This window comes from Halalkalibacter lacteus (genome assembly GCF_036663595.1).
Classification (GTDB): domain Bacteria; phylum Bacillota; class Bacilli; order Bacillales; family Bacillaceae_D; genus Halalkalibacter; species Halalkalibacter lacteus.
In genome coordinates this window covers 1-257 of the sequence record NZ_JAWRVL010000307.1, presented here as the reverse complement: position 1 = coordinate 257, position 257 = coordinate 1, and the positions used below count along the sequence as shown (strand labels likewise).

At 47.1% G+C, this 257-nt stretch carries 1 protein-coding gene; it reads left to right on the top strand.

The genetic code is table 11. The features are described 5' to 3' along the window. The coding region (locus SAZ04_RS22460) for an NUDIX hydrolase (protein WP_332699897.1) at positions 1–238 on the top strand (238 nt) is incomplete at its 5' end. Positions 239–257: the final 19 nt, after the last annotated feature.

Genomic DNA, 257 nt, shown 5'->3' with positions numbered 1-257 from the left:
AGAAGAGTTGTCATTAGTTGTGTCGCCAGATCGGTTTAAGTGGGCCTTCACCCACCGTGGTACGGCCTATAATCAACCGGGAAAAATAGTCGAGTTAAATTGTTTTTTAGTTGCGGGGAGTGGCGCGCTCAAAGTCGACTCGGAAGTTTATGATTATAAGTGGTGTCGGCCGGACGATAGCCGGATCGCGGAAGTCGTTCGTGAAGCGCTGGCCCGATATTCGTGGGTTGTTGAATAATAATAGATTACCAATAAAT